The following is an 18,257-nucleotide window of genomic DNA, read 5'->3' as shown; positions in this document are numbered from 1 at the left end:
TGGTTCACCCTAGCTTACTTTTTCGGCCGATAAGCCAATCATGTCCATAATATTCTCGTAACTGGAAACGGATTGGGTGGCTAAAATGATTCCTTCCCGGTCGATCAGCATCGCGGTTGGCACCGAATGAATCAGGTATGTATTCATAAGCTCATCCGAACGAATGAGATGAACACCATCTGGCACCTGCAAGCCTTCTTCGTAGTAGATTGGACTGGACACAACAATAATTCTGAGATCGGTGTAATGTCTTTTTACATGATCTAATTCTGTTATCACGTGTTTGCATGTTCCGCACATATCGTTTGTAAATACCATCAACGTATTTTTTTCTTGTTCATCCGGCATTTTTACGATTTGCCCATGCTGATCCCTTTCCCGGAAAAAAGGCGCTTTGTCTCCTTTGCAGATCCCTCATGCCAAAGCCAAGACGATATAAGAAGTAAAAATCATTTCATCCCCCACATGAAAGTATGTGCCTGCTCATAAAGAGAGGAAAAAGGAGGTCGCCTTCATGAAGGCCTCCTTTTCCGCTTCCACGCATGTATTTTGATGTCGTCTCGCTATGAATCTCTGATCATTGCTGACGAAGTTGTTAGCAGCATCTCACTTCAGTTTCCGAACATCTTTCGCCGCTTCTCGTGTCATACGTGTACTGAATATACGTTTTGACACCGCCGTATTTCTTGTAACATTCAGACCAAGTGACATACTCGCATACATATTTGGGGCCAGCGATGAAGCCGGGGTTGTCGCAAGATACGTACATAGGAGCTACCCCAAAGAGTTTTGATTTTTTTGAAATATTTCCATTTAACTCCTCAACTATATATGTTATTCAATTCATTCTTTTCTGTAAATATTTTTTTCTACATGATGTTTTTTTAATATTCGACATTATTTTACATTCATAGGAGGTTTTATTTCTTATTTACTGTCATCAACAACAATAAGGAATATGGAGGGTATTTTTTGACTGGCTGAAGAGAAATAACGGATTCCTTATTTTGGTAATCCCTTCAAAGAAAAATCGCCCCCGGCTTCCTGCCGGGAGCGTTTGTATGGATAGCGTGTAGAAATCAAAGCAGTCCAAGACGCTTGAAAATCGTATCCACGTGCTTGAGGTGATAGCGGTAGTCGAAGCAGTCGTCCAGCTCTTCCTTGGTCAGCGTGGCGGTCACGGTCGGGTCCTCTTCCAGAATGGAGCGGAACGAGCGCTGTTCCTCCCACGCCTGCATGGCGCGCGGCTGCACGGTGTCGTACGCCTGCTCGCGGCTCATGCCCTTTTCGATCAGCTTCAGCATCACCTGCTGCGAGTAGATCAGGCCGAACGTGCGGTCCATGTTGCGCTTCATGTTTTCCGGGAAGACGGTCAGGTTTTTCACGATGTTCATGAAGCGGCGCAGCATGTAGTTCAAAAGCTGCGTCGCATCCGGCAAAATGACGCGCTCCACCGAGGAGTGGGAGATGTCGCGCTCGTGCCAGAGCGGAACGTTTTCGTAGGCGGAGAGCATGTGGCCGCGCACGACGCGGGCCAGGCCGGAGATGTTCTCGCAGCCGATCGGGTTGCGCTTGTGCGGCATCGCCGACGAGCCCTTTTGCCCCTTGGCGAACGGTTCTTCCACTTCGCGCATCTCGCTCTTTTGCAGGCCGCGGATTTCCGTCGCGAACTTGTCCAGCGAGGTGGCGATCAACGCCAGCGTCGCCATGTACTCGGCGTGACGGTCACGCTGCAGGGTCTGCGTGGAGATGGGCGCCGGTTTCAGCCCCAGCTTTTCGCAGACGTACTGCTCCACAAACGGGTCGATGTTGGCGTACGTGCCCACCGCTCCGGAGATTTTGCCGTAGGCCACTTCTTCCTTCGCCGCGCGGAAACGGGCCAGGTTGCGCTTCATCTCTTCGTGCCAGAGCGCCAGCTTCAGCCCAAAGGTGGTCGGTTCCGCGTGCACGCCGTGGGTGCGCCCCATGCAGACGGTGTCCTTGTGCTCTCGCGCCTTGTCAGCGAGGATGGCGATAAAGTCTTCCAGGTCTTTTTCCAAAATCTTGTTGGCCTGGAGAAGCAGGTAGGAGAGCGCCGTGTCCACCACGTCGGTGGAGGTGAGGCCGTAGTGCACCCACTTCTTCTCCTCGCCCAGCGTTTCCGAGACGGCGCGGGTGAAGGCGACGACGTCGTGGCGCGTCTCTTCCTCGATTTCGTAAATCCGCTTGATGTCAAAGCTGGCGTTTTCGCGCAGCTTTTTCACGTCTTCCTCCGGGATGACGCCCAACTTGGCCCACGCCTCGCAGGCGAGGAGCTCCACTTCCAGCCACGCCTTGAACTTGTTCTCTTCCGTCCAGATGGCGCGCATCTCCGGTCGCGTATAACGATCAATCATGATGTACCTCCGCTTTGTTCGTCCAGATTTCGAGCCGCTCAATCTGTGCCAGCGCCTCCTCCACGCTGGGCGCCAGCACGTTCAGGTGCCCCATTTTCCGCTTGGGCTTGCTTTCGTGTTTGCCGTACAGGTGCAGCTTGGCCGTCCGCGGCAGTTGGCCGATGCGGTCCAGCACCGGCTGCAGGTGCTCCCCGAGGATGTTGACCATGACCACGGGGGAGAGCAGTTCCGTCGAGCCCAACGGCAGGTCGCACACGGCCCGCACGTGCTGCTCGAACTGCGACGTGACGCAGGCGTCCATCGTGTAGTGGCCGGAGTTGTGCGGGCGGGGGGCCAGCTCATTTACATAGAGTTCCCCGCTTGCGGTGAGAAACATCTCGACCGCGATCAGGCCGACCACGTCCAGCCGTTCGGCGATGGTCCGGGCGATCGCTTCCGCCCGCTGCCGGATGTCGTCCGGCACCCGCGCCGGCACGATGGACAGGTGCAGGATGTTCTCCCGGTGTACATTTTCCGCCGCAGGAAAAACGGCCAGCTCGCCGGACGGATTGCGCGCCGCGATCACGGACAGTTCCAGTTGAAACGGCACAAACTGTTCCACGATCAGCTCTGTGCCCGCTTTGGACAGGGTCTCGTACGCTTCGGCCAGTTCCGCTTCGCTTCTCAGGACCCACTGTCCCTTGCCGTCGTAGCCGCCGGTGGCCGTTTTCATCACCGCCGGCAGGCCCAGCTCCCCGATCGCCGCCCGCAGGCTGTCCAGCGTGTCGATCACGCGAAACGGCGCCACCGGAATCCCCAGCTCGCGGATCGCCGTCTTTTCGCGGATGCGGTTCTGCGTGATGCGCAGCAGACGGCTGCCCTGCGGCACATAGGCCCGACTTTCCAGCACTTTCGCCACACACGCGTCCACGTTTTCAAATTCGTAGCTGATCACGTCGCTGATCTCGGCCAACTGCATGGCCGCGTCCACGTCGTCGTACCGGGCGACAATCTGCCGGTCGGCCGCCTGGCCGCAGGGCGCGTCCTCCGTCGGGTCCATCGTGACGAAGCGGTATCCCATGGCCCGGCCGGCCAGAGCGATCATGCGTCCCAACTGGCCGCCGCCGAGAATCCCGATGGTTGCGCCTGGTTTGATGGGGGTTCTGTTCGTCATGCCAGTTCACTTGCCTCCAACACATTCTTGCGGATCGCGTCCCGTCTGGCGGCAAACCGCTCCTGGATCTCCGGATACTTGATCCCGAGGATCTGGGCCGCCAGCAGTCCGGCGTTGACCGCTCCCGCCTTGCCGATCGCCACGGTGGCCACCGGCACGCCGCCCGGCATTTGCACGATCGAGAGCAGCGAGTCCAAACCGTTCAGGCTGGACGATTTGACCGGCACGCCGATCACCGGCAGTTCCGTCTTGGCCGCCACCATCCCGGGCAGATGGGCAGCGCCGCCCGCTCCCGCGATAATCACCTCAAGGCCGCGGCTCCTGGCGCCTTCGGCGTAGTCGAACATCAAGTCGGGCGTGCGGTGCGCCGACACCACTCTCTTTTCGTACGGGATTGCGAGCTCGTCCAGAATCGCGCAGGCGTCCTTCATTGTCTCCCAGTCCGACGTGCTGCCCATGATGACACCCACCAACGGTTTGACCATGACACACTTCGCCCCTCTCTGTCAATGTCAGAAGAAAACCCAAACGACTTCCGGCCACGCATCGGCCGGTCATCGCCTGGGCTTGCTTGTATGGATCACACGCATATCAACATCTTCAGTGTAACAGGGGGAGAGTTTGCCTGTCAACCTTGATTCCGAACGTTAATAATTTCATGACATATTAATATTCGTTTTTAAAAGATTCGGAACGGACGTCCGCTGCGCATCCACGCCTCCGCCTCGTCCCGCTTTTCCAGATCCATCCCCAGCCAGTAGTCGAAAAACGGCGCCGCGTCTTCCCCGACCGCCCGGGAAAACGCCTCGATCAGCTCCGCTCCGCCCGCCTCTTTGTACTGGTGCTCCCGCACGTAGTCGCGCAGCACACGATGCAGCCGCTCCTTCCCCCACTCCAGCCGCAGCTTCCACCACATCGCCGCTCCCCGCGCATAGACCAGATCGCTGTAGCTCTTCCAGTCGGGAAAGCGGTCCAGCGGCTGCCGGACGCGCAGTCCCCTGTTCGCGTACTGCTCCGAGACTTTTCCCCGCTCCATCCGGTAGCCGATATAGCCGTCGGCGGCGATTCGTTCGTCTTCCAGAAACGACATCGCGGCGTAATCGGCCAGGCTTTCGTCCACCCACGCCTCCCGCACCTCGTCGCTTCCCACCAGCCCGTAAAACCACTGATGGGCGGTCTCGTGGGCGACGACGGCGGCTCCCATGCCGTTCGGCCGGGTGAACGTATCGCCCTGGACAAAAACGATGCCGGGGTATTCCATGCCGCCGAAAAAGCCGCCTGTCTTCACCACGTCGTACTCCCGGTACGGATACGTGCCGAACTGCTCTCCGTAATAGCGCAGCGCCCGTACGGCCACGTCGTGCAGCAGGACCACGGTCTCCTCGCTGTCCCCCTCCTGCCACCAGGTGCGCACCACCGTTTCGCCCACCCGGCTCACCGTCTGGCGGTAGCTGTCGTCCATCACCACCAGGGCAAAATCACGAACATTCCACGCGTCCACCTCGTAATGCGACTTCCCCTGCGGGCGAAGACGGGTCACCACCGCCTGACTTTCCGTTCCGCTCGTCGCCAGGCTGTAGCCGTCCGGCAGGGTGACGCGCAAATGGTAGTTGGCCGTGCCGCTGTAAAAGGGATCGCCCATCGGGTAATAAGGGTCCAGCCGCCAGCCGGTCTCATCCTGCACGGCCAGAATCGGCAGCCAGTTGCCCAGCCACAGCGCGTGGTCGTTGTACGACAGCCTGCCGCTGTTGTACGGGACGCGCAGTTCGAAGCCCATCTCCACCTCCGTCCGGCGGCCCGCCGCCCCTTCCAGCGGCACCTGCAGGATCGTTCCCGTTTTGCCCAGCGTCCGAACCGGAACCGGGCGGCCGTCCACCTTCACCCCGGTGATCCGGATTCCTCCCGGCAGCCGCTGTTTGCCCAGGATGTGCTCCCAGTTGGCCCCGCTCAGATCGGCTGATTCGTGAAAGGCGTTGGGGTAGAGATGAAAAAGGGCCTGGCCGTCGCCAGGTACGAATCGGACGGAAAGCGTCCCGGCTGCGGTGTGCGCGTGCGGATCAATCCGCACATCCGCCCGGTACACAGCCGGGGCGGACACCTGCTCCGGCGGCAGCAGCTCCGCCTCGGTCCACTCTGCCCACGGCTTGCTCCACAGAAAAACAGCCAGCGCCGCTCCCACCGCCGCACTGACCGCCAATCTCCACCGCTTCATAACACCCCTCCGCCTGTTTTGCTGTCGTGTTCGGCTCACGTGCATGCGCAGCCGTACCAGCCGCCCCTCCGTTTACTGCCGCTTCGCCCCGCGCTGTCGGTCCAGCCATGCCTCTGCGGCTGCTTCCCGGCTCTGGTCAAGCTGCAGCCAGTAGGCCACGAACGGTTCCGCGTCTTCCCCGGCCTCCCGGGACAGGGCCGCCTTCCAGTCTGCACCGGTGGCGACGCCAAACCGATGGCTCGTTACGAACTGGCGCAGCATCCGGTTCAGGCGCTCTTCGCCCCCGCTTCCCGCAGCAGCCACAGCATGCTTGCCGTGCGGGAATACACCAGATCGCTGTAGCTGTCGTTGTCGGGAAACAGGCGCAGCGGCTGCCACGGCCGCACATTTTTCTCCGCGTAGGCATCGGCGGCCGTGCCCCGCACCAGCCGCTGCACCACCAGCGCGTCGCCGAGCGGCGGGTACCAACGCTCCAGAAACGAAAGCGACGCGTATTCCGTCAAGCCTTCGTCCAACCAGGCCTCGTTCACCTGGTCGTTCCCGACGATGCCGTAAAACCACTGGTGGGCGGTCTCATGCGCGACGGCCGCGATCGACTGCGCAAAGACCTGTTCGTAGTGGCGGCCGTCGAGGAACACCAGACCGGGGTACTCCATGCCGTTGATGCCTCCGCCGGTTCGCACGACATCGTACTCCCTGTACGGATACGGCCCAAACTGGTGCTGAAAGTACGCGAACGACTTCACGGCGGCGTCGTGGACGAGCCTGGCCTGACCGGGGTCGTCCGTCGTCCGCCACCAACTGCGGACCGTCGTCCCGCCAACCGTCGTCTCTGTGCGCTGATACGTCCGGTCCATGATGACCAGGGCGAAATCCCGCACGTTTTCGGCACGCAGCCGGTACGTCTTTAACCCCGGAGCGGAAGTGAAGCCGGCTTCCTGCCGATCGTCGGCGGTGCTGGCCAACTGGTAGCCCTCCGGCACGGTTGCATTTACCGAATAGTCTGATGTTTCGCTGTAAAACGGGTCGCCGATCGGCTCGTACGGATCGAGATGCCAGCCGTTCCGGTCGCAGACCGCCAGGACGGGCAGCCAGTTGCCGAGCCAGATGGCGTGTTCGTCCAGCGACATCCGGCCCTGATTGAGCGGCAGCGTCATTGTAAAGGCCAGCTCCAGTGTGACCGGCTCCGCCGCGCCGGCAGCGGGCGGCACGCCGTTGGAAGCGGACGGCACGCGACTCACGCCGTCCGCCCCTCCTTTCCCATCGGCTGGCGCGCCCTTCACACCGCTCGATCCGGCCTCGCCCTCAAGCGGCACCTCCACCACGGTCCCTGCCCGTTGGACCGGCACCGGCCTGCCCTGGACGGACAGCCTGGTAATATGATACGTGCCGGGCACCGCATCCTTTCCTAAAAATTCCTGCCACAGCGGCCCGTCATGACGTTCCGCAAACGCAAACGGATAGACGTGCAGATACGCCTTTTTCCCGTCACGCGGCCAAAATTGCACCTGGACGCTGCCCGTCACCCGCTTCTGCTGCGGCTCGACCCGTACATCCGCCAGATACCGCGTCTTTCCCCCGGCATCGCCGCCCCGGTCTGCGCCGTATCCTCCGGCCGCCCCTGCTCCGGCGCCGCTTGCCGCGCTCCAGACAAGCGCGGCGCCTGCCAGCCAACCCGCCCACTTCCTCACACGTCCCCCCTCCTTTCCTTTTATCCTACCGCATCTGGAAAAAAAAGCTAGGACAATAGCTGCGCAATCGCGTCGACCAGCCGATCTCCCGCAAGCGCCACGGTCCGCTCCTCCCCAGAGCGCATGTCGCGCAGCGTCACCGCCCCGGCGTCCCGCTCGTTCTCCCCGTAGATCAGGACGAGCGGAATCCGCTCCCGGTTGGCGTAATCCAGCGCTTTTTTCAACCGGCGTCCGGACAGCTCCAGCTCCACCCGGATGCCGGCCGCCCGCAGCCGGTTGGCCACTCCCAGCGCGTCCGCCTCCGTCCCCAGCGGCACGACGAAGACGTCTGCCCGGTTGTCGGCTCCCTCCGCGCCGCCCATCGTGAGCGCGGTGAGAATCACGTCCAGGCCGAACGAGATGCCCACCGCAGGATATTCCCGTCCGCCGCCGAGGAATTGACCGATGATGCGGTCATAGCGTCCGCCGCTGCCGATGCTGGACGTGATGCGCCCGTCCCGCAGAAAGATTTCATACACCGTCCCTGTATAAATGCTGAGTCCCCGGGCCAAAAACGGAGCAAAGCGAACGTCCCCGGACACCCCTGCTCCTTTCAAACAGGCAAACAGCTCGCGCAGCTCCGCGACGCCTTCCTGCACAAGCGGCTCCGCAAAACGGCCGGCCAGCCTGTCCATCGTCCACTCGCCGCTTTGGAGGAACGCCGCGACGGCCGCAATCGTCTCTTCGTCGATGCCGCGAAGCCGCAGGTCGTCCACCACGCCGTCCACGCCGATCTTTTTCAGCTTGTCCAGAGAGAGCATCACGCCCTCCGCCTGCTCTTCCGCAACGCCCAGCGCCTGCAGCAGCCCCGACAGCAGCTTCCGGTTGTTCACTTCCACGTAGACGTCCAGGCCCAGCCGTTCAAACGCCGCAAACGCCATGCTGATCAGTTCCGCTTCCGCCAGCATCGAGGAAGTCCCTACAATGTCCACGTCGCACTGGACGAACTCGCGGAACCGTCCCGGCTTGACGGGCCCGTCGCGAAACACCTTGCCGATCTCGTACCGCTTGAACGGCAGCCGCATCTCCGGATTCATCCCCACCACTTTTGCCAGCGGAACCGTCAGATCGTAGCGCAGCGCCAACTCCCGCTCCCCCTGGTCGCTCAGGCGGTACACCTCCTTGACGATCTCCGCCCCGCCGCCGTACTTGGACGCCAGCAGGTCGTAATACTGCAGCATCGGCGTCTCCAGCGGCTTGCAGCCGTATGTTTCAAACACCTCCTCCAGCGTCCGCCGGATGTAGTTGCGGAGCCCCTGCTCCTGCGGCAGAAAATCCTTGGTGCCCTTTACGTTGCGCAGTGTCGTTTCCATGACAATCTCCTCCTTTTTTATCCAAACAAAAAAGCCACGCGGGAAAAAACAAGGCCCGCATGGCTTTCGTTCACCCCGCAGGCACAAGCACAAACAGCGCTTGCACCTGCGGATGGATTGCACGTCCACAGATACAAACGCTCTAATCGTGATGATGCAGTTGAAGGAATGCGCGAAGACGCAGCATCGGTGCTTCCTCCTGACATGAATTTTTTCCATCATACACCACCTGCCCGCCATCACGCAAGCCCGTTTTCCCAAACGCCGGTGCCCTCCCTGTTCCTGTTTGGGCGGCAGCCCTGTGCACTCCCGCCGGTGTCAAACGCAAACAAAAAGACTGCCGCGCCGAGACGCGGACAGTCTTTGTGATTGTGTTTCTATTCCCGCAGCCAGATGAAGTACGCCAAAAACACGAAGAAGAGCGCGTACATCACCGGATGCACTTCGCGGCCTTTGCCTTTCATCAGCTGGGTGATCGGGTAGACGATGAATCCGGCGGCGATCCCGGAAGCGATACTGTAGGTCAGCGGCATCATCAGGATCGTCAGGAAGGCCGGGAACGCTTCCTCCATCTCGCTCCAGGCGATGTTCGCCATGTGCGACGCCATCAGCACGCCGACGATGATCAGTGCCGGGGCCGTTACCGCAGGCGTGACCACGGCGAGAACCGGCGAGAAGAACAGCGACAGCAGGAACAGCGCGCCCGTGACCACGGAGGCAAATCCGGTCCGTCCGCCGGCGGCTACGCCCGCAGCCGACTCAATGTAGCTGGTCGTCGTGGACGTGCCGAGCACCGCACCGGCCATCCCGGCGATCGCGTCGGAAGCCAGGGCGCTGCCCGCACGCGGCAGTTTGCCGTCTTTCAACAGCCCCGCCTGGCTGGCCACACCCAGCAGCGTACCGGTCGCGTCAAAGAAGTCCACAAACAGGAACGTGAACACCACGATCAGCATCTTCATGCTGAACAGCGCGGAAAAATCGCCGAGGTACTGGAACGCGGCGCCGAACGTAGGCGCCAGGCTCGGCGGCATGGAGACGATCTTCTCCGGCAGGCTGACCAGCCCGAAGATCATGCCAACGATGGCGGTCGTCAGCATGCCGATAAAAATGGCCGCGTTCACCTTGCGGGACATCAGAACCGCGGTGAGGACCAGACCGAATACGGCCAGGAGCGCGTTTTTCACCGCCACAATCTCTTCCGGTTTCATGCCTTCTTTGATCGTCAGATGGCCAAGCGAGACGAACGTCGCCGGATTGTCGACGATGATTCCAGCATTTTTCAGACCGATGAAGGCAATGAACAAACCAATCCCGGCCGATACCGCGTGTTTCAGCCCCTGCGGAATGGAGTTGACGATCGCTTCGCGGATGCCGGTCAGCGACAGCAGCAGGAAAATCGAGCAGGAGAGAAATACGCCGGCCAGCGCTTGCTGCCAGGGAATGCCCATCGTCAGCACGACGGTGTACGTAAAGAAGGCGTTCAGCCCCATGCCCGGCGCCTGCGCGATCGGCAGACGGCCGACGAAGGCCATCACCAGCGTCCCGATGGCGGCTGCCAGCGCGGTCGCGGTGAAGACGGCTCCGAATTCCGGATAGTTCGCTTTCAGCTCCGGCGGCAGGTCCGCCCCGCTGAGCATGTACGGATTGACGGCCAGGATGTAGGCCATGGCCAAAAACGTGGTAATGCCGGCGATCGTCTCGCGGCGGTAGTTGGTGCCCAGCTTGTCAAACTCAAAATACTTCCGCACCGATAGGTCCCCCCAAGTCTTGTTTGCGGTTTGCGGCAAATGAAAAAGGTCGAGGCGCAAGCAACGCCTCGACTCCGAACAAAACTCACCGGGCAAAACAGAATGATAAGATCTGCATACGCATCCCGTTGACGTTTCGTTCGTAGCCAGGCCGTTTACGGCGGCCTCGTAGAAACTCCCGAGCCATATTCCCGGGATTATACGAACCTTCTTCTTTACCTGTTCACAACGAGAAGTGTACCAGGAAGAATGATCGATGTCAACGGAAAATACGAACATTAAAATTTTCTTATCGTTTAATATGCGGTTATTCCCACTCGATGGTAGCCGGCGGTTTGGAGGTGATGTCGTACACGACGCGGTTGACGTTCTCCACTTCGTTCACGATGCGGGTCGAAATTCTCTCCAGCACGTCCCACGGAATGCGCGCCCAGTCCGCCGTCATGCCGTCGATCGAGGTGACCGCGCGGATGCCCACCGTGTAGGAGTAGGTGCGGACGTCGCCCATGACGCCCACGCTCTTCATGTCGGGCAGCGCCGTAAAGTACTGCCAGATTTCCCGGTCCAGGCCGGCTTTGGCAATCTCTTCGCGCAGGATGGCGTCCGATTCCCGAACGATCTCCAGCTTTTCTTCCGTCACTTCGCCCAGGACGCGAATGCCCAGGCCCGGTCCCGGGAACGGTTGGCGCCATACGATCTCGTCCGGCAGCCCCAGTTCGGTCCCCAGCTTGCGCACTTCGTCCTTGAACAGTGTTTTCAGCGGTTCAATGAGCTTGAACTTCATGTCTTCCGGCAGGCCGCCCACGTTGTGGTGGGACTTGATCGTGTGGGCCGTCGCCGTTCCGCTCTCAACGATGTCGGTATACAGCGTGCCCTGCGCCAGGAACTCCATGTCGGTCAGCTTGGACGCTTCTTCGTCAAAGACGTAAATGAACTCGTTGCCGATGATCTTCCGCTTCTGTTCCGGATCGGTCACGCCTTTCAGCTTGTCGAGGAAGCGGCGGCGTGCGTCGATTTTGATCACGCGCATGGAGAACTTCTCGGCGAACGTCTCCATGACGCTTTCCGCTTCTCCCTTGCGCAGCAGGCCGTGGTCCACGAACATGCAGGTCAGCTGGTCGCCGATCGCTTTGTGGATCAGCGCCGCCACGACGGAGGAGTCGACCCCGCCGCTCAGCGCGCACAGCACTTTCTTGTCGCCCACGGTTTCGCGGATGCGCTTGATCTCGTCCTCGATAAACGTGGTCATGCTCCAGGTGCCTTCACAGCCGCAGATGTTAAACAGGAAGTTGGCAATAAACTCGTTTCCTTTTACCGTATGGCGCACTTCCGGGTGGAACTGCACGCCGTACAGCTTGCGCTCCGGATGGCTGATCGCCGCCACCGGGCAGCTCTCGCTGACCGCGTCTACGCGGAACCCTTCCGGCAGCTCCACCACTTTGTCGGAGTGGCTCATCCAGACGATTTCGGTTTCGTCCCACTTCTCATAGAGGCTGTGCGGCTGCTGCAGGCGAAGCTCCGCTTTGCCGTACTCGCGCTTCCCGGCGCGCTCCACCTTGCCGGCAAGCATGTGGCTCATCAACTGCATGCCGTAGCAGATGCCCAGAAGCGGCACGCCCAGATCAAAAATGGCCGGATCCACCTTGGGCGCCCCTTCTTCGTACACGCTGGCAGGACCGCCGGAGAAAATAATCCCCTTCGGCTGCATCTCCTTGATTTTTTCCACCGGCGTATTGTAGGGCAGCAGCTCGCTGTACACGCCCAGGTCGCGAACGCGTCGCGCGATCAACTGATTGTACTGCCCTCCAAAATCCAGAACGACGACCATTTCCATTGGCTTGTCCATGTATATCCTCCTTCTCCTGTTTACGCCAGGTTGTCACCGGAAGTTTCCACCCTGCCCTCGGATGTACGACCCGCTCAGGTCCGGCACCAAAAAAACCGGGACTGTCGCCTCCGGTTTACCGACGCGGAGGCAGAGTCCCAGTTTGTGTACACTTGTGCGGTTGCATGTACAAAAATCCGAAGTCCTCTCCTCGTAGTCGCTCGATTTACGGTCGAGCGGTAGAAACTTTCAGGCCCTATCCCTGAGATTATACGAGTCTCATTGAAGGTCATTCTAACAGACTGCGGGTGAATGATCAAGGTTTCAGTTGACGGGTAAGCCGTTCGATCACCTGTTCCGCTATCGCGCGAGCCTTGTCCTCGATTTCCTTGTAGCCGTACAGCATGCGCTCGTACAAGTTGGTCAGGTACCACAGGTCCTGCCGCTTGTCGCCGGAGATCGTCAGGCGGCCGACGTATTCGCGCAAGGTTTCTCCCTGGCCGCGACGGCTGTAGAGGTGCTCCATCAACCGCAGCAGCAGCTTGTAGCGATCCCCGTACCGGTCGTTCGGATAGCTGCTCATCTGGCGCTGCAGCCACCAGACGGCGATGTCCCGCCTGCGCTTCCAGGCCACCGCCCCGCCCACAGCCAGCAGTCCCAGTCCAAACGCGTACACCTGCCACGGAATGCGAATCGACGGGCTTGGCGTGCCATCCGCTCCTTCCAGCTCGTCAAGCCGTCCGTCTTTCCGATCCTCGGCCGTCGTTCCGCCAAGATCGGGCAGCGGGAGCGGCGCTTGCTGCTCCGTCGTCTGCCTGTCGTATTTCACGCGGATCGGCGACAAAAACGTGCTGGTGGCCTCAAACGGGATCCAGCCGTGACCCGGGAAGTACACTTCCACCCACGAGTGGGCGTCCTTGTTGCGCACTTCCAGCAGTTCGTTCCCGTTGCCGTCGCTACCGATCCGATGACCGGGGGCAAAGCCTTTTACCCAGCGCGCGGGGATGCCGATCGTCCGCAGCATCACCGCCATCGAGGTGGAAAAGTGATCGCAGTACCCCCTGCGGGTCTCAAACAGGAACTGGTCGACAAAGTCTTGGCCCGGCGCGGGCACAGGCACGTCCTTGGTCTCGTATTTATATTCTCCGCTGGAGCGCAGGTAATTCTCGATGGCCCGCACCTTTTCGTACGGCGTTTTCGCGTCCTTGGTCACCTGTTGGGCCAGTTCGCGGATTCTAGGCGGCAGGTGGTCGGGAAGCTGCAGATAGCGCCGCTTGATCTCCTCGGGATAGTCGGTGCCCGCCTGGACCATCGCCTTTTCGCTGATGATCGGCACTTCCGCCACCAGTTGGTAATTGTCCAGCTTCAACAGCTGCGTATGGGGGCCCACCAGCGCTTCCCCTCCGGACTGCTTCAGCAGTCTGATCGTGCCGTTCCGCACTTCCACCTGCTGATGTTCCTTGTCGTACACCAGCGTCGCCCTCGACGGGGTGTAGTCCGTCAGTTGTTTCAACTGCCCCGGGTAAAAGACGGTCGGAAACTTCGGCCCCTGGAATTCCAGCGAAGCCTTCACCTCTTTCGTCTCCATCCCCTCAAACAGCGCGTGGGTCCACCGATACGCTTTCGGGTCCAGGATCGCTTCGAACTCCCTGTCCCCCTTCTGCCACCCGTTCCCCGTATAAACGTCTTTGGAATCGCCGCGCCAATAGGAGCGTTCATTGGTAATGGCCACGAACACCACGGTCTCGTCCAGCGTAAACGGACCGCCCAGGTGCTCGTCGTTGTTGTCGTACCCCACCTTTTTCATCACCCCGGCACCGAGACCGCTCCCCTCACCGGTGAGAAACGCGATCGGGTCCGGCCAGGCAGCCTCCTTTTTCGGCGCCGCGCAGGCGATGCCGACGGTGACCGCCACAATCAGCACCGGTGCCATCAAGGAGCTCCACAGCGTCCAGCGCCGACCGCCGGTAATGGGCGCCTTGTTGGCCATGGCGAACAGATGGGTGACGGCCAACAGCAAAAATCCGTACACCAGCGTGCGGATGATCCCCCCGTCCGCTTCATACGGCATGAACGTATCCAGCACAGCCAGGTACAGCTCGGTCAAAAAGACGAACCAGAGCCCCTGCCGCTGTTCCAGCACCAGATACGACAGCATCGAGATCAACACTGCAAGGAGCAGATCAAACAGCGCATTGCGCGAGATCGGCGACATGGACGTCCACTCCTGCTGAAACGCCAGCGGCAGGTCGTGCACAACCCGGACGCACAGCTCCCTCAGCCATTGGCCATCAAAAAACGGGGTGACAAAAAAACCGTCGTGCAAAATCACCAGGAGGCCCACAAGCTTAACCGGAAACGTCAGCCAGCGGTACGGCACCACCAGGTCGATCAGAAGAACGCCAGCCGCAATCGCGTAAAACGGCCACAGGGTGCCGGTGTCTGTCAGCTCCTGAAGCGGCAGCAGCCATTCCCGCAGCATGAGAAACAAGAGCAGCGCCGCGATCCACTCGAATCCTTTGGGACGCTTCCATACGCTCACGACGTCATGCACCTCCGATCCGCTTCCACTCTTCGAAATCGCTCATCGGCACCGACTTGCAGGTGACCCTGCCCGAAGCCAGCAGCCGCAGGGCCTGCTTCTCTTCGAGCGTCAACAGGGGATCGGCATGCACATACAGCAGATGGACGCGCCGGCCCCGCTGGGACAACTGCGTCAGAAGGGCGACCAGCGCCTTGTCGAGGCGGGCCGTGATCACCGTCAGGGTCACGCCCGGCGGCTGTTCCAGCGCTTCCCGGCTGAGGATGCGGACAAACGAGTCCGTCCCCTCCGGCATGACGCGGGCCAACTGGTCAAATACCCGGAAAAAGTGCGCCGGGGAACAGGCCGGAGGAATGGCCACCCGGTCCTTTTGCTTGTACACCAATCCGTAGTGATACTGGTTGCGGTTGGCGTACGCGGTCAGGCTGGCCGTCAGTTTGACCGCCGTTTCAAACAATTGAGGTGGCTTGTTCCGGTAGCGCTCTTTTTCCACGTCGAGAAAGAACACGACCTGGTTCATCGCCTGGTGCTCGAATTCCTTGGTCTTCAGCCCGGTTCCCCTGGCCGACGCCCGCCAATGAATCTGGCTCAGCCGATCCCCGCGCTGATAGTCCCGGACGCCCCGCACCGCCGCTACATCATCCGAATGGCGGTGCGAGACGTGAACCGTCCCGCTGAAGTTGCCGTCTCCCAACGACCAGTTCGTCAGCTCCCGGTAACGGGGATAGACCAAAAAGTCGTTGAAGAGGGGATACGTTCTTCGTCGCTCGATAAACCCGAAAAAGTCCCCGCCGCAGATGACGCACGCTTGCAGGTGATAGTAGCCGCGCGGCAGTCCCGGGATGACGTAGCGAAACTCCACGCTGCGCTTGAACCAGGGAAAGATGAGCTGACGGTGCGGCTCGAACACGCCGGCCAGCCGGTCGGGCAGCGGTTCGATCACCATGTTCCAGCCCAGCGGGAACCAGATCCTCCGCTTTAGCCGGACCGTCACGATCACGTCCTCCCCTTCCCGCAAGCGAGTACGGTCGATTTCACGTTCAACCTCAAGGCCGGCGAACATGAGAAAATAGGCAAACAGCTCGTACGCCAAAAAAACCAGGCTGCTGTAGAACAAAAACCAACTGGCAAAACCGCCCTGAAACTTGGCAAACGCGTAAGTGGTCACGATCAACGCAATTGCCTTGATCTTCCCGGATGTCCATTCTTTCATACGCGTCACCGCCTCTAGCTGACCGGCACGCGGGTTTCCGACAGGATAGCGGACAGAATCCGGTCGATCGTCGCTCCTTCCAGACGCGCCTCCGGTTTGAGAATGATCCGGTGGGCAAAGGTCACAGGCACCAGTTCCTTCACGTCATCGGGAATGACATAATCCCGGCCGCGCACGAACGCCAGCGCCTGCACGGCTCGGAACAGCGCCAGCGCGCCCCGCGGGCTGACGCCGAGGTAGACCTGGTGATGATCGCGCGTCCGGTGGCACAGGCGAACGATATACTCCTTGACCGACTCCGACACCTTGACGGCGGCAGCCTGGCGCTGCAGGACGGCCAGATCGTCCGCAGTCATCACCGGCTCCAGGTGTTCCAACGGATTGGTTTCGGCAAAGCGGTTCAGCATGCGCATTTCTTCGTCCACCGTAGGATAGCCCAGGCGAAGCTGCAGGAGAAAACGGTCCAACTGCGCCTCCGGCAGCGGGAAGGTTCCTTCGTATTCCAAGGGGTTTTGCGTCGCCATGACAAAAAACGGCTCAGCCAACCGATACGTCACCCCGTCTACCGTTACCGAGCGCTCTTCCATCGCTTCCAGTAAGGCCGACTGGGTTTTGGGCGATGTCCGGTTAATCTCGTCGGCCAAAATCACATTGGCGAAGATGGGACCGGGACGGAACTCGAATTCCATGCTCTTTTGATTGAAGATCGCCACCCCCGTCACGTCCGTCGGCAGCAGATCGGGCGTAAACTGGATGCGCTTGAAGTCCCCCCCGATCGAGCGGGCCAACGCGCGGACCAGCATGGTCTTGCCGACACCCGGAACGTCTTCCAGCAAAACGTGGCCGTTTGCCAAGATGGCCGTCACGCATAATTCAATGATCGACCGCTTGCCGATCAGCACTTTTTCGATATTTCCAATCAACTTTTCCACAGCAGGATGAGGCTGCTCCAATTTGATTTGATTCATGGATGACACAACTCCTGTTCCCACGTTATTGTCCAGTTACGGCAATAGCGATGGCCTGCCGCTTGTCTTGATCATCCGGCGGCTTCCGTCGAGGAAACCTACTCCTAAGGTACTGGATCACTCTGGAAGATACAAGGAAAAATTCGTTAATAGTTGTAAAATTGAGAAACCGCCTATAGAAAAAAAGAGTAGGAAGATCTCCTACTCTGCGGTTCGATATGCAATGTTATGGCGTGCCCTGAGAGATTCGAACTCCCGACCTTTTGATTCGTAGTCAAACGCTCTATCCAGCTGAGCTAAGGGCACACAAGCAACTGTCTCTCCGACCGACACGCGTGGACAGAGAGCAGAAAAAATGGAGCGGACGACGGGTCTCGAACCCGCGACCTTCGCCTTGGCAAGGCGACGCTCTACCAATTGAGCTACGTCCGCATCGTTTCGTAATTATGATGAAAAGATTTGGTACAGCACAGCCAACGCAGGCGACTCTTCCAGAAGAAGATGCTGGTCCTTGCTGTATCACAGTGATAAAAGGCTTGCACTGTCCGCAAACCTTCCCGATCTGCTATGGTGCGGGTGAAGGGACTTGAACCCCCACGGTTGCCCGCCAGAACCTAAATCTGGTGCGTCTGCCAATTCCGCCACACCCGCATGCGTCATGGGGTCCCCGCAAAGCAAACGGAAGATGCGCGAGTACATTGCTCACTTGTGGGGTTGAAAAAAACTGGTGAGCCATGAAGGACTCGAACCTTCGACCCTCTGATTAAAAGTCAGATGCTCTACCAACTGAGCTAATGGCTCATGAACATGGCTGGGGTACTAGGATTCGAACCTAGGAATGACGGAGTCAAAGTCCGTTGCCTTACCGCTTGGCGATACCCCAATACGTGGTGCCGGCGATAGGAATCGAACCCACAACCCCCTGATTACAAGTCAGGTGCTCTACCAATTGAGCTACACCGGCAAAATCCTATGAAACGAAATGGTGGTTCGGGACGGAATCGAACCGCCGACACGAGGATTTTCAGTCCTCTGCTCTACCGACTGAGCTACCGAACCGTAAGCGGTTCTCGGTGCGCCATTTTGATCCGAGGCAAGTAAATGGCGGAGCTGACGGGACTCGAACCCGCGACCTCCGGTGTGACAGACCGGCGTGAACTCCAGCTTCACCACAGCTC

Annotated in this window: 13 protein-coding genes, 7 tRNA genes and 2 riboswitches; all 20 genes read right to left on the bottom strand. The window is 59.7% G+C overall.

Features of this window, described 5'->3' with window-relative positions:
* Nucleotides 1-9: 9 nt before the first annotated feature.
* Complete coding sequence (locus FOI68_RS21070) at nt 10-348, bottom strand: TlpA family protein disulfide reductase (protein WP_143864209.1); 339 nt, start codon at nt 346-348, stop codon at nt 10-12.
* Between the two features lie 731 nt (nt 349-1,079).
* The gene (gene purB / locus FOI68_RS21065) at nt 1,080-2,375 is read right to left on the bottom strand and encodes an adenylosuccinate lyase (protein WP_029100871.1); all 1,296 of its coding nucleotides are present in this window, start codon (nt 2,373-2,375) and stop codon (nt 1,080-1,082) included.
* Nucleotides 2,368-3,528: a 5-(carboxyamino)imidazole ribonucleotide synthase gene (purK, locus tag FOI68_RS21060; RefSeq protein ID WP_143864208.1), complete on the bottom strand. Its 1,161-nt coding sequence runs from the start codon at nt 3,526-3,528 to the stop codon at nt 2,368-2,370. The genes purB and purK overlap by 8 nt, the downstream gene beginning before the upstream one ends.
* Nucleotides 3,525-4,013, bottom strand: a complete 489-nt coding sequence (gene purE / locus FOI68_RS21055; RefSeq protein ID WP_143864207.1) for a 5-(carboxyamino)imidazole ribonucleotide mutase — start codon at nt 4,011-4,013, stop codon at nt 3,525-3,527. Before purE ends, purK begins: the two co-directional genes overlap by 4 nt.
* Nucleotides 4,014-4,207: 194 nt before the next feature.
* Nucleotides 4,208-5,740 carry a M1 family metallopeptidase gene (locus FOI68_RS21050; protein ID WP_143864206.1) on the bottom strand — a complete coding sequence of 511 codons (1,533 nt, stop codon included), beginning with the start codon at nt 5,738-5,740 and terminating at the stop codon, nt 4,208-4,210.
* 72 nt (nt 5,741-5,812) lie between these two features.
* Nucleotides 5,813-6,043 carry a hypothetical protein gene (locus FOI68_RS24120; protein WP_255433757.1) on the bottom strand — a complete coding sequence of 77 codons (231 nt, stop codon included), beginning with the start codon at nt 6,041-6,043 and terminating at the stop codon, nt 5,813-5,815.
* Nucleotides 6,007-7,431 (bottom strand): M1 family metallopeptidase, encoded by a 1,425-nt coding sequence (locus FOI68_RS24115; protein WP_255433756.1) that lies wholly within the window; start codon nt 7,429-7,431, stop codon nt 6,007-6,009. Before FOI68_RS24115 ends, FOI68_RS24120 begins: the two co-directional genes overlap by 37 nt.
* 47 nt (nt 7,432-7,478) lie before the next feature.
* Nucleotides 7,479-8,783, bottom strand: coding sequence for a histidine--tRNA ligase (locus FOI68_RS21040; RefSeq protein WP_143864205.1), 1,305 nt, complete (start codon nt 8,781-8,783; stop codon nt 7,479-7,481).
* A 377-nt stretch (nt 8,784-9,160) separates the two neighbouring features.
* Nucleotides 9,161-10,531, bottom strand: coding sequence for an NCS2 family permease (locus FOI68_RS21035; RefSeq protein ID WP_044897700.1), 1,371 nt, complete (start codon nt 10,529-10,531; stop codon nt 9,161-9,163).
* 123 nt (nt 10,532-10,654) lie between these two features.
* Nucleotides 10,655-10,756: riboswitch (purine riboswitch) on the bottom strand.
* Nucleotides 10,757-10,838: 82 nt separating this feature from the next.
* Complete coding sequence (gene guaA / locus FOI68_RS21030) at nt 10,839-12,377, bottom strand: glutamine-hydrolyzing GMP synthase (protein ID WP_029100878.1); 1,539 nt, start codon at nt 12,375-12,377, stop codon at nt 10,839-10,841.
* A gap of 173 nt (nt 12,378-12,550) precedes the next feature.
* Nucleotides 12,551-12,652: riboswitch (purine riboswitch) on the bottom strand.
* Between the two features lie 20 nt (nt 12,653-12,672).
* Nucleotides 12,673-14,898 (bottom strand): transglutaminase TgpA family protein, encoded by a 2,226-nt coding sequence (locus FOI68_RS21025; protein ID WP_143864204.1) that lies wholly within the window; start codon nt 14,896-14,898, stop codon nt 12,673-12,675.
* 4 nt (nt 14,899-14,902) lie between these two features.
* A complete protein-coding gene (locus FOI68_RS21020) occupies nt 14,903-16,111 on the bottom strand; it encodes a DUF58 domain-containing protein (protein ID WP_143864203.1) in 1,209 nt (402 codons plus the stop codon).
* A gap of 14 nt (nt 16,112-16,125) precedes the next feature.
* Nucleotides 16,126-17,079, bottom strand: a complete 954-nt coding sequence (locus tag FOI68_RS21015; protein WP_044897702.1) for an AAA family ATPase — start codon at nt 17,077-17,079, stop codon at nt 16,126-16,128.
* A gap of 229 nt (nt 17,080-17,308) precedes the next feature.
* A tRNA-Arg gene (locus FOI68_RS21010) sits at nt 17,309-17,385 on the bottom strand.
* A gap of 50 nt (nt 17,386-17,435) precedes the next feature.
* Nucleotides 17,436-17,511: transfer RNA gene (locus FOI68_RS21005), tRNA-Gly, on the bottom strand.
* A 136-nt stretch (nt 17,512-17,647) separates the two neighbouring features.
* Nucleotides 17,648-17,730, bottom strand: a tRNA-Leu gene (locus FOI68_RS21000).
* A gap of 74 nt (nt 17,731-17,804) precedes the next feature.
* Nucleotides 17,805-17,880, bottom strand: a tRNA-Lys gene (locus tag FOI68_RS20995).
* 7 nt (nt 17,881-17,887) lie between these two features.
* Nucleotides 17,888-17,962: transfer RNA gene (locus FOI68_RS20990), tRNA-Gln, on the bottom strand.
* A 5-nt stretch (nt 17,963-17,967) separates the two neighbouring features.
* Nucleotides 17,968-18,043, bottom strand: a tRNA-Thr gene (locus FOI68_RS20985).
* A gap of 19 nt (nt 18,044-18,062) precedes the next feature.
* Nucleotides 18,063-18,138: transfer RNA gene (locus FOI68_RS20980), tRNA-Phe, on the bottom strand.
* Between the last annotated feature and the right edge of the window lie 119 nt (nt 18,139-18,257).

The organism is Brevibacillus sp. LEMMJ03 (assembly GCF_007197875.1).
Lineage (GTDB): Bacteria > Bacillota > Bacilli > Brevibacillales > Brevibacillaceae > Brevibacillus > Brevibacillus thermoruber.
Note: the sequence above shows the minus strand (reverse complement) of the source record. Positions and strands in the feature narration are given on the sequence as shown.

Bases quoted from the DNA above. Each gene is read 5' to 3' on its own strand.
- purK (WP_143864208.1), bottom strand. From the start codon at position 3,528: ATGACGAACAGAACCCCCATCAAACCAGGCGCAACCATCGGGATTCTC.
- FOI68_RS21050 (WP_143864206.1), bottom strand. From the start codon at position 5,740: ATGAAGCGGTGGAGATTGGCGGTCAGTGCGGCGGTGGGAGCGGCGCTG.
- guaA (WP_029100878.1), bottom strand. From the start codon at position 12,377: ATGGACAAGCCAATGGAAATGGTCGTCGTTCTGGATTTTGGAGGGCAG.
- FOI68_RS21015 (WP_044897702.1), bottom strand. From the start codon at position 17,079: ATGAATCAAATCAAATTGGAGCAGCCTCATCCTGCTGTGGAAAAGTTG.
- FOI68_RS21020 (WP_143864203.1), bottom strand. From the start codon at position 16,111: ATGAAAGAATGGACATCCGGGAAGATCAAGGCAATTGCGTTGATCGTG.
- purB (WP_029100871.1), bottom strand. From the start codon at position 2,375: ATGATTGATCGTTATACGCGACCGGAGATGCGCGCCATCTGGACGGAA.
- purE (WP_143864207.1), bottom strand. From the start codon at position 4,013: ATGGTCAAACCGTTGGTGGGTGTCATCATGGGCAGCACGTCGGACTGG.
- FOI68_RS21070 (WP_143864209.1), bottom strand. From the start codon at position 348: ATGCCGGATGAACAAGAAAAAAATACGTTGATGGTATTTACAAACGAT.
- FOI68_RS21040 (WP_143864205.1), bottom strand. From the start codon at position 8,783: ATGGAAACGACACTGCGCAACGTAAAGGGCACCAAGGATTTTCTGCCG.